This window comes from Agrobacterium sp. ES01 (assembly GCF_050320885.1).
Lineage (GTDB): Bacteria > Pseudomonadota > Alphaproteobacteria > Rhizobiales > Rhizobiaceae > Allorhizobium.
Map to the genome: position 1 here is coordinate 586,601 of NZ_JBNQTH010000001.1, position 10,962 is coordinate 597,562.

The 10,962-nt window shown below is 59.1% G+C and carries 11 protein-coding genes; 3 read left to right on the forward strand and 8 right to left on the reverse strand.

Annotated features, from left to right (window positions below):
• The first annotated feature begins 1 nt into the window (after position 1).
• The gene (cysN, locus tag ACQQ2Q_RS03045) at positions 2-1,486 is read left to right on the forward strand and encodes a sulfate adenylyltransferase subunit CysN (protein WP_428185544.1); all 1,485 of its coding nucleotides are present in this window, start codon (positions 2-4) and stop codon (positions 1,484-1,486) included.
• A 470-nt stretch (positions 1,487-1,956) separates the two neighbouring features.
• Here cysN and ACQQ2Q_RS03050 read toward each other — a convergent pair whose 3' ends face one another.
• Entirely contained in the window at positions 1,957-2,694 is a 738-nt protein-coding gene (locus ACQQ2Q_RS03050; RefSeq protein WP_428185545.1) for a hypothetical protein, read from the reverse strand.
• Positions 2,695-2,968: 274 nt separating this feature from the next.
• Positions 2,969-5,047, reverse strand: a complete 2,079-nt coding sequence (glgX, locus tag ACQQ2Q_RS03055) for a glycogen debranching protein GlgX (RefSeq protein ID WP_428185546.1) — start codon at positions 5,045-5,047, stop codon at positions 2,969-2,971.
• Positions 5,048-5,249: 202 nt separating this feature from the next.
• On the opposite strand from glgX, the gene ACQQ2Q_RS03060 reads away from it, so the two are divergent.
• Positions 5,250-5,621, forward strand: coding sequence for a response regulator (locus ACQQ2Q_RS03060; protein WP_428185547.1), 372 nt, complete (start codon positions 5,250-5,252; stop codon positions 5,619-5,621).
• 79 nt (positions 5,622-5,700) lie between these two features.
• Positions 5,701-5,934, forward strand: a complete 234-nt coding sequence (locus tag ACQQ2Q_RS03065) for a hypothetical protein (RefSeq protein ID WP_428185548.1) — start codon at positions 5,701-5,703, stop codon at positions 5,932-5,934.
• Positions 5,935-5,994: 60 nt separating this feature from the next.
• Here ACQQ2Q_RS03065 and ACQQ2Q_RS03070 read toward each other — a convergent pair whose 3' ends face one another.
• The 6 genes from ACQQ2Q_RS03070 to ACQQ2Q_RS03095 form a co-directional block, all read right to left on the reverse strand.
• Entirely contained in the window at positions 5,995-7,002 is a 1,008-nt protein-coding gene (locus tag ACQQ2Q_RS03070) for a LacI family DNA-binding transcriptional regulator (RefSeq protein WP_428185549.1), read from the reverse strand.
• A 250-nt stretch (positions 7,003-7,252) separates the two neighbouring features.
• Positions 7,253-7,522: a BON domain-containing protein gene (locus ACQQ2Q_RS03075; protein WP_428185550.1), complete on the reverse strand. Its 270-nt coding sequence runs from the start codon at positions 7,520-7,522 to the stop codon at positions 7,253-7,255.
• Positions 7,523-7,610: 88 nt separating this feature from the next.
• Positions 7,611-8,690, reverse strand: a complete 1,080-nt coding sequence (gene modC / locus ACQQ2Q_RS03080) for a molybdenum ABC transporter ATP-binding protein (RefSeq protein WP_428185551.1) — start codon at positions 8,688-8,690, stop codon at positions 7,611-7,613.
• Entirely contained in the window at positions 8,687-9,352 is a 666-nt protein-coding gene (gene modB / locus ACQQ2Q_RS03085; protein WP_428185552.1) for a molybdate ABC transporter permease subunit, read from the reverse strand. Before modB ends, modC begins: the two co-directional genes overlap by 4 nt.
• An 11-nt stretch (positions 9,353-9,363) precedes the next feature.
• Complete coding sequence (gene modA / locus ACQQ2Q_RS03090) at positions 9,364-10,116, reverse strand: molybdate ABC transporter substrate-binding protein (RefSeq protein ID WP_428185553.1); 753 nt, start codon at positions 10,114-10,116, stop codon at positions 9,364-9,366.
• A gap of 35 nt (positions 10,117-10,151) precedes the next feature.
• Positions 10,152-10,949: a TOBE domain-containing protein gene (locus ACQQ2Q_RS03095; protein WP_428185554.1), complete on the reverse strand. Its 798-nt coding sequence runs from the start codon at positions 10,947-10,949 to the stop codon at positions 10,152-10,154.
• Positions 10,950-10,962: the final 13 nt, after the last annotated feature.

Consider the following 10,962-nt stretch of genomic DNA (forward strand, 5'->3'; position numbering starts at 1 on the left):
GATGACCGCACCCAGCAACGCCCTCGCCGAAGCCCTTGTCGAGACCACTCCGGAAGCCCAGCCGGCACCTGTCACCCGCGACACACGACCGCTGCGTCTCATCACCTGCGGGTCGGTGGACGATGGAAAGTCGACGCTGATCGGGCGCCTGTTGTGGGACACCAAGGCGGTCAAGGAAGACCAGGCGGCCACCCTTGCCCGCGACAGCGGCAGCCAGAACGATCTGGGCCTGCCCGATTTCGCCCTTCTGCTGGACGGTCTGCAGGCCGAGCGGGAACAGGGCATTACCATCGATGTCGCCTATCGCTATTTCGCCTCCGACAAGCGCTCCTTCATCGTCGCCGACACCCCCGGCCATGAGCAATATACCCGCAATATGGCAACCGGGGCCTCGACCGCCGATCTGGCCATCCTGCTGGTGGATGCACGCGCCGGCCTTCTGGAGCAGACCCGCCGTCATGCCACCATTGCCGCGCTGATGGGGATCAAGCAGTTCGTGCTGGCAATCAACAAGATCGACCTGACCGATTATGACCGCGCCGGCTTCGAGGCGATCAGCAACGAGTTCAAGACATTGGCGCTGTCGCTTGGCGTGCGTCAGGTGACGACCATTCCGATGTCGGCACTGAAGGGCGAAAACGTGGTCTATTCCGGCGCCGCCGTGATGCCATGGTATGAAGGCCCGACGCTTGTGGAAACACTGGAGCTTGCCACCTTGCGCGGCTCGCAGACCAGCGGTTTCCGCCTGCCGGTGCAGCGCGTCTCGCGTCCGGGCGAAAGCTTTCGCGGCTATCAGGGCACGGTTGCCGGCGGTTCGGTCAAGCCCGGCGACAGCGTGGCCATCCTGCCATCGGGCGCGATTGCCAATGTCAAGCAGATCGTGACCTTCGATCTGGTGCGCAATGCTGCCGTTACCGGCGATGCCATCACGCTGGTGCTCGACCGGCAGGTGGATGTGTCGCGCGGCGACATGATCGTCTCGCTGGAAGGCCAGCCGCAGGCAGGCCTTGCCTTCGACGCCCAGATCGTGGCGCTGCAGGCAGAACCGATCCAGCCGGGCAAGCGCTACTGGCTGAAGGCCGGGTCGCGCCGCCAGCGCGTGCAGGTGCAGCCGGTGTCGCAGCTCGACCTGAAGAGCGGCAAATGGGGACCGGCAGACAGCCTCGCCATGAATGCCATAGGCAAGGTGCAGTTGAGTTTCGACGAGACGGCCTTCTTCGATCCTTACGAACAGAACCGCGCCACCGGCGCCTTCATCCTGATCGATCCCGACACCAACAACACGGTGGCCGGCGGGATGATCACGGCCAGGCGCTCGGACATCGGCGGTCTCAACGCCAATGCCGGTCGTGTGATCCTGTCGCTGCCCGCAGACCTTGCAGACGAAGTGATGGCGCTGGAACTCCTCGCCTCACGCCGCGACGAGGTGGAACTGCGCCGCGTGACGGCAGCCAAGGCCAAGCACGTGATCGAGGATCTGGATTGAAGGGGGCTCCTCTCGAGCCCCCCGCCATCAGCCGGTGGAGGATGTATGGCGGCCTTGGAGCAAGCAGCCGCCGCCCATCACCTCGCTGGGTTTTGTTCGATGACTGATTGTCAAAATCCCGAGCCAGTTCAATCGACGGGTCCTGTTCGTCACCGAAAAATGTGACACTTGGATCCGTCGTCAACAACTCGCCGACAGAGTCTGTCCCGCGGTATGAAATCACGATTTTCGCGTTTCCGTTTTCGTCTATGATTTTGTACGCGACCACATAGAAACCTGCAGCCTCCCACGCTTTGAATTGCTCTTCGTCAATTTCCAAGTTCTCATAGGTGATGATCTCTGAAGCTCCGACGGGACCGCGTTCACCGAGGCCGTCAATATCGACACCATTAACGACGTTGACCCCATCAGATAATCCTGATTTATGGCCTCTATTGTAAGCGTCCATCGAGAGCACTGCAGAAAATAGTTCATTTGAGATGGCCATTTTTTGATTTTTCCTTGCCTCTAAGGACTGCCCAAGTATCTATATCGATGAAATTGCTTGGTCTAAGTCGCTGCTCAATGGTTTGGTCTCGGGCGAGCTCAGGCTGTTGCTCGGGCGGAACAATGAAGCCCGTAGAAGGCAACCACCCCAACACGCTCACCACCTTCCCGTCGGTTAACGCTTCCCCGGTAATCGACATGGTCATGGCGTCGAGCCGGTAGCCGGGGCCGAAGGCGGCTGCGAACTCATCCGGAAGGACATGTTTCACGCTCGCCGGATCGTTGATGTCTTCGAAGGTTACCAGGACTGGGTACTGGTCGGGTGTGAGCGTGCGCGTTTTGCCCTTGTACAAGGTTATCGCCAGCGCAATCGGGATCATGCTGTCGCGCGAGATCGATCCGTTCTGGGGCAACATTTCAGGGACGAAGATACGGGCGGCATAATACTCGCTGGGAAGCAGCGCGAAGAGATAACGGCCGTTTGGCAGGGCAACGACGGTCGCTTCACCCGTCACCGTCCCATGGGCGGCCCGCATGTCCGGCAGAAGCTTCAGGTCGCGGGTCCAGGCCACCTTGACGACAGAAGACCCCTCGACCGCGCCTTGCGGCGTGTCGACACGAATTGTCAGCTTCTGATGCCAGGAATAGGTCGGGAAAATCAGAAACCAGACGCCAACCGCCAAAACCGCAGCGATACCAAGCCTGATATGAGAACGTTTCATTGCGAAAATCTCAAAGACTGAGTTTTGGCATGCAACGTCCAGCTCGACAAGCTGAAGGCCGATGAGAGGCTCGCCGAGTGGTTAGGGAAATGACCAGCGATATTTTAAAGTTCGACCTATGCGACGAGAGATGAGGCGTTACGCCCACCAATTATGGCCGCATCTTGCGATCGACCCTGCCTGTCAGACTACCGCTTCCGTTGACGCGGAAGCTGCGCGGCTTTGTGCCCCGTCGCAACGCTAGCTCCTGCTCTGAAGGCACAGAGATATTCCCTCATTCCGCGCCCGAAAACAGCGCCAGACTTCTCGGTGGCATGATGAAGTTGCCGTTGCCGATCACTTCGCGCTCGCGTTCGGGCTGGTGGGTGAAGAGTTCGAGTGTCCAGGCGCAATCGCTGGCGGGTAGGACGAATTCGGTATCCTCGCTAAGCGGGTTGAACAGCATCAGCGCGTCGGACCAGATGCCTTCCTCACCCTTCAAATCATCACGCTTCAATTGCAGTGTCAGCGTATTGTCGTCGAGCCAGTGTTCGGGCAGTTGTTCGCCGCCTGTGGCGTTGAACCAGTGGATCTGGGTGCCGTCGCGCCAGCTTTGTCGGCGCAGCAGCGGCTGGGCTTTGCGAAGGGCAATCAGCCGGCGGGTGAAATCGAGCAGTTCTTCATTGCTGGGTGGCAAATCCTCCCAGTGCAGCCAGGAAATCTCGCTGTCCTGGCAATAGCCGTTGTTATTGCCCATCTGGCTTCGGCCGAACTCATCGCCGGCAAGCAGCATGGGCGTGCCATGGGAGAAGAACATGGTGGCGAGAAAGTTGCGCTTCTGGCGATCGCGCACCGCGTTGATGGCCTCGTCGTCGGTCGGTCCCTCAACACCATAATTGTGGCTGATATTGTGGTTGTGACCGTCGTTATTGTCCTCGCCATTGGCGTCGTTATGCTTCATGTCATAGGATACGAGGTCGTTGAGCGTGAAGCCGTCATGGGCCGTGATGAAATTGACGCTGGACCATGGACGTCGACCGCGCCGGTCGTAGATATCGCCGGAACCCAGGATGCGGGCAGCGAAATCGGGCGCGGCACCGGCGCCGTTCAGCCAGTATTCGCGGCTCGAGTCGCGATATTTGTCGTTCCATTCTGCCCAGCCGGGCGGAAAACCTCCGACCTGATAGCCGCCCGGACCGATATCCCAGGGCTCGCCGATCAGCTTGACGCGCGACAGCGTCGGGTCCTGCATTGCCGCATCGAAGAAGCCGCCGCGCTGATCGAAGCCTTCCGGCTCGCGGCCCAGAATGGTGCCGAGGTCGAAGCGGAAACCATCGACATGCATGTCTTCGGCCCAGTAACGCAGGCTGTCCATCACCATCTGCAACACGCGCGGATGGGAGGTGTTGACGGTATTTCCGGTGCCGGTATCGTTGATATAATAGCGATGATTGTCGGGCAGCGTGCGGTAATAGGAAAAGTTGTCGATGCCCTTGAAGGAGAGCGTTGGTCCGAGCTCGTTTCCTTCTGCGGTATGGTTATAGACCACATCCAGCAGCACTTCGATATTGGCATCGTGGAATGCGCGCACCAGATCGCGGAAGCCTTGCAGGCCGCGCGGCCCGAAATAGCGCGAGGCCGGCGCAAAGAAGCCGATAGTGTTATAGCCCCAGTAGTTCTTCAGCCCCTTGTCGAGCAGATGGCTGTCGTCGGGAAATGCATGAATCGGCATCAGTTCCACGGCGGTGATGCCAAGGCTCTTGATATAATCAACCGCTGCCTTGTGGCCCAGACCTTCAAATGTGCCGCGCAGTTCCTTCGGGATGGCCGGGTTCAGATGGGTGAAGCCTTTCACATGGGTCTCATAGACGATGGTATCGGCCCAACCGATCAGCGGCGGCCGGTCATTGCCCCAGTCGATGGCGGCCGGATCGGTGACGCGGGCCTTGGGCATGAAGGCGGCGCTGTCGCGCTCGTCGAAGCTCAGATCCTTGTCTTCGCTTTCGAGATCGTAGGCAAAGACTTCCGGTCCCCACTTGATGTCGCCAACAAGTTCGCGGGCATAGGGATCGATCAGAAGCTTGTTGGCGTTGAAGCGGTGGCCATTGGCCGGATCATAGGGACCATGGACGCGGTAGCCATACAGGGCGCCGGGCTTTAAGCCCGGCACATAGCCGTGCCAGATCTCGTTGGTATATTCGGTGAGCGCAAGCCGGGCGATCTCTGTCTTGCCGGTTGGATCGTACAGGCAAAGCTCGACGCCCTCGGCAGTTGCGGAGAACAGGGCGAAATTGACGCCCTCTCCGTCAAAGGTGGCTCCGCGCTTGCTCGGATCGCCGGGTCTCATTTCGAAGGACGTCTTCAGCGTATCCATTGGCTTCTCCATCAGTGCCTGTGCGACTGTAATTCCCAAGAGGGGATTTGGTTCCGCAGTGCAGCAAGACGAGGCGGTTTGCGCATGTCCTGCAAACCGGCATTTACCAACCGGTAACCATAATCACGCGTTTTCATAAGTTTAAAATGAACCTAATGCGGTGCTGGGGCATTGGGTGATCAATAGCTTATGGAGACATGACATGACCTTATCCCAAAACGAGACACCGATGGAGACGATCCTCGTTTTAGAGGATAATCCGATGTTGGCACTGGATGCGGCCACTGCGGTGGCCGATGCCGGCTTTGATGTCGCAATCACCGCCCGATGCGGCGAGGCATTGGCAATGCTCGAGGGTGTTCGGTTCAAATGCGCGATCCTTGACTTCAATCTTCTGGATGGCGATTCGGTGATCGTGGCGAAGCGTCTGATGGAGATGGGAACGCCATTTCGCATCGTTTCAGGCCGTCCAATTGCCGAGATCGCGAGTTCGGGCATTCCCGCAGATTTCATATTGGCAAAGCCTGCCGACTATCACGACGTGACGGGCATGCTGACCCGAATGCATGCCTGACATTATCTCTGCTATCCGTCCTCATTTCAGGAACCGCGCATCGACTGGGGCGTTCTTGAGTTGAAGGAGGAGCAATCCGATGCATACCACTTATTGCGATATCGTCCCGCATTCCGGGGGCTGGCTATGCTTGATCGAAGGTCAAAAGCCGCGCGGCTTTAACAGCTTCTGGCTGGCTCTTGCCGCTGCGCGTCAAAGCGCCCAGCAATCGGCAAACGGCAAGCGCATCGTCATACGCCGGCAAGATCCGAGCGGTGCGTTACAGTCAATGGCAGACGATCAGCACGGGTTCAGTTCCTCGCCCCGATCGTAAAAGATCTGACGGTGCCGACTTTGGCTGCCAAATCCATGCTCTAACAGGTGGATTTTTTTCTCAGTCCTGATGTTTTGGTCTTCTGGTCGATTCCCGATGAATGAGCTGGAAGCCGAGATCGACCACTTTGGGCATATCCTGGACGCCTTTTTCGCGGTCGAGCAGCATGCCGACGGCGCAATAGCCCATCTCATAGCGTGGCACCCTTATGGTGGTGAGAGCCGGAACGGAGGTATTGGCGAAACTGAGATCGCTGAAACCACAAATACCAAAGTCCTCGGGGACACGAATTCCCCGCCGCTGACACTCGAACAGGGCGCCAAGCGCGATATCGTCGCTTCGGCAAAAGACGGCGTCTATTTCCGGTGCGGTTTCCAACAATCTGGCCATGAGCCTGGCCCCACCCCGTACACTTGGCGACCGGTCTTCTGAAAAGATGAATGCCGGATCAAATAATCCGAGGGGCGCGAGGATCGAGTGAAAACCGTGATAGCGCCGTTCTGCACGCTTACCGGCAAAATCTCCTAACAGACCGATATGTCGGTAACCGCAATCGACCAGGTGTTGTGCGGCCGCTTTTCCCGCATCGAAGTGATTGATGCCGAGCCCCATATCGATCGGTTCGAGACCGGTGTCCATGATCTGCACCAGCGGACAGCCGACCTTTTGCAGAAGCTCCATGCTTTCGACGTGACCCTCGGTGCCCGACACGATGATGCCGGCCGGGTTCTGGCCGAGGAACAGCTTGAGTTGGCGTATTTCCTCGCGCACGTCCATGTGGGAATTTGCGTACTGGATGCGGTATTCCGTCGGCCTTACGCAGTCCTCGATGCCGCTCATGACATTCATGAAAATATACTCGGCCATGGAGGGCACGAGAACAGCAAAGACACTACTTTTCTTGGTAGCCAGAGTACGCGCGGCAAAGTCGGGCACATAGCCCAAATCGTCCACCAATTTGAGAATGGCGTGACGCAGATTTGGTGACACCTGCTCAGGATTTCGCAAGGCCCGGGATACCGTGATAGCGCTGACACCTGCGGCACGCGCAACATCGGCAAGCGTCACCCGATCATATTCTCTTCGCCGTCTGCCGGGCAAGAAACACCTATCTAATAAAGCATCTAATCACCCATACATATCAAAGTTTCGATTTTTCAAGCGGGAGTTGCATCTGCGCACAACCTCATCCACAGACAAAAGTGGACGTTGGTGACAGTGATCGCCGCCAAGAGCCATTTTTATTGATTTTACCGATGCTTGAATGGATGCAATTGACGTTTCATTGCAAGCTAGGTTGCCCTGCTGCCAACCCGGCTTAACCGACGGCAAGCCTCACCGTAATCTGACCAACACCCGCAACGGACCGCACGATCTCGACTGCGCGATCCACTTCGGACTGCATCATGACATGACCATCGAGCAACACGTCCCCGTTTTCGGTCAGGATCGCCCGGACATCGGAGGCGTCAATCCCATCGGAAACGGCCAGTTGCTCTGCGATCTTGCTTTCCAGTTCGGCCCGTGTTTCGAACTCCTGCTCAATTTCCGGCGGTTCGCCGTGGAAAGTTTGCGGTTTCTGCACCATGGAAGTTCCTCCAATCCAGCGCAGGGATTGCGCCGTCTTGTGCTGATACGCTCCACGGCACACAATTGTTCCAGCCGTCGCTTGCTCGTCAATCGAGGACGGCAACCGATTTCACCAGAACCCAGACGTTGCTGCCCGGCGCGAGCCCAAGTTCGGCGGCAGAACGGGTGGTGACGCGAGACAGCACCGGCGTCTCCCCCATCATGGCCCGCACCGTGATCGCGGCCGGGTGCGTTGACGGCGCGATGTCGGTTATCACAGCCGGAATGCTGTTGAGCACGCTGGAATCCGTTTGCGGAGACAAGGCCAGCGTGACATCGCGGGCGCGGATCATCAAACGGACTGGCGCGCCGACCGCGCGGTCCGGATCGCGGATCCAGAGGGAGCCGCCCGCAAAATCGGCGCGGGCCAGATGCCACTGCGGATCGCGTTCGCCGATATGGGCCTCGATTGCGACACCGGCGTCTTCGTCGTTTAGCATCGGCAGATCGAGCCGTGCCATGATTTCGCTCACAGGGCCGCTTGCGCGCACCCTGCCCTTGTCGATCAAGACGATGTGATCGGCAAGGCGGGCCACTTCATCCGGCGCGTGGGTGACGTAGAGGATGGGAATGGAGAGCGACTTTGGCAGACGCTCGAGATAGGGCAGGATTTCCTGGCGGGCGCCATAGTCGAGGGCCGAGAGCGGCTCATCCATCAACAGCAGCCGTGGTTCGGCCAGCAGTGCGCGCCCGACTGCCACGCGCTGGCGTTCGCCGCCGGAGAGATTGGCCGGTGCGCGATCGAGGAGGTGACCAATTCCAAGCAGCGAGACCAAATCATCCACATCGTCGCCTTTGGCCGAGAGCGGTTTCTTCAGCGCGCGCTTGCGGCCATAGAGAAGGTTGTCCCGGACCGACAGGTGGGCAAACAGGTTTGCATCCTGAAAGACATAGCCGACCGCACGCCGGTGCGGCGGCAGAAAGCGCGCCTCGTCCTGCCATGGCGTGCCATCAATCGTGAGCTTTCCCTGCGGCAGGTGGTTGAGACCGGCAAAGCAGCGCAGCAGGCTGGTCTTGCCGCAGCCGGAAGGGCCGAACAAGGCGGTGACGCCCCGGTCAGGGAACTCAAAACTGGCATCCAGACGAAAAGCGCCGAGATCGCCGGCAAACCGGGCCTCGATCATCATGTAAAGCGGCTCCGCATGCGCCGTTCACTTGCCATCATGGCGAGAACGACCAGGAAGGCGAAGACCACCATGCCGCCGGCCAGAATATGGGCCTTTTGCCATTCCAGCGTCTCGACATAATCATAGATGGCAATCGACAGCACCTTTGTCTCGCCGGGAATATTGCCACCGATCATTAAAACGACGCCGAATTCGCCCACCGTATGGGCAAAGCCCAGGATGGCGCCGGTCAGGATGCCAGGACGCGCCAGCGGCAGAGCGACGGTGAAAAACCGGTCCAGCGGCGATGCTCTGAGCGTCGCCGCTGCCTCCAGGGGCTTGTCGCCAAAGGCCTCGAAGGCATTGCGGATGGGCTGAACGACGAAGGGCATGGAATAGACGACCGATCCGACCACCAGTCCTTCAAAGGTGAAGGGAAGCGAACGACCGAAGACGGCCTGAATGGCCTGGCCCAGCGGACTGGACGGTCCCAGCGCCAGCAGCAGATAGAAACCGAGCACCGTGGGCGGGAGCACCAGCGGCAAAGCGACGATCGCACCGACCGCCTCCTTCCACCATGCCTTCGAGCGGGCCAGCCACCAGGCAATGGGAATGCCGATCAGCAGCAGCAGGATGGTGACGGTGACTGCCAGTTGCAGCGTCAGGAAGATTGTTTCTGCCATGGGCCGATCTCTCAGGAAGCGCTGTCGAGGCCATAGCCGTAGGACTGGATGATCTTCTTCGCCTCAGGGCCTTTTAGAAAATCAAGGAAGGCCTTGGCCGCTTCATTCTGTTCACCGGTTTTCAGCAGAACTGCATCCTGTCGGATGGGCGTGTAGAGATCCTGCGGCACGATCCAGCGGGAGCCCTGTTTAGACGCGATCACCTGCGACAGGGCAACAAAGCCCAAAGCTGCATTGCCGGTTTCGACGAACTGGAAGGTCTGGGCGATGCTGTCGCCCTGAACCAGGCGATCCGCCACGGCATCATAGACGGCCTTCGCCTTCATCACCTCGACGGCAGCGCTGCCATAGGGAGCGGTGTTCGGATTGGCGATCGCGAGTTTTGCAAAGGCATCCGGTCTTGCCAGAACAGCTCCGTCCCGGTCGACCAGGGTCTTGTCTGTCGAATAAAGAACCAGCTTGCCCATGGCATAAGTGAAGCGGCTTCCGGCGACGGCAAGACCTTCGTCCTCGGCCTTGGCGGGGCGCACATCGTCAGCGGCCAGGAATATCTGGAACGGGGCACCGTTGGCGATCTGGGTATAGAGCTTGCCGGTGGAGCCGAAGCTCAAGATTGCGGTGTTGCCGGTTTTCTTTTCAAATTCCGCGGCAATATCCTTCGCCGTTGCGGTGAAATTGGCGGCGACCGCGACATGGGTTTCGCCGGCTTGAGCGGGTGCGGAAAACAGTGTCAGCGCGGCAAGGATGGAGAGGACAAATTTCATATCGATCACCAGGTTACAGGACAGATGGGAAGGGATCAGGCGAGTGCCAGAATGATCTGGGATGCCTTGATGAGCGCGCGCATCCGGTTTCCGGGCCTGATGCCCATGGCGTCTGCACTGTCATCGGTGACGATGGCGCAGAGTGTCTTGCCCTCGCCGATATCCATCACAACCTCGGTGTTGACGGCACCGGGTTCAACAGAGATCACTGTGCCGGCAATGCTGTTTCTGGCCGAGGTGCGCAAAGTTCCGTCATCCGCCATGAGGATCGGCGTCGAGGCCTTGATCAGGGCATAGGCCTCGACACCAGGCTCGATCTTCAACTCGGTCAGGCTTTTTTCCGTGAGGATGACGGCCATGGTGACATCAGGCGAGATCTTCAGCAGAACCTCGGCATTGACGGCACCATGCTCGACGGCCGTGACGACACCGTGGAATGTGTTGCGCGCACTGGTTTTCATCATCGGGCTCCATATCAGCGACTGCGGGATGGCACCGGCCGCCAGACCGGCTTCCACGCTGGACAGGATTTCTGCAATCGATGCCGTGAGGCGCCGGTGAAGCGACAGCGCTTGCCGCCCCTCCTCCGTCACTTCCGCACCGCCACCCTGCTTGCCGCCGGGCCGTGCGGTAACAATCGGTCTTGGAAAGAGATTGTTGAGCGCATTTACCGCATCCCATGCTCCACGATAGCTGAGGCCAACCTGCTTGGCAGCCGCGGATATGGAGCCGGTCTCGTCGATGGCGTCGAGCAAGGCGAAGCGATCGGCACCGGCGCGGTGGCCATTGGCACCATGGAAATCGAGTGCCGGCCTCAAACTGGTAGCGTTCATGTCAGCGCCTTTC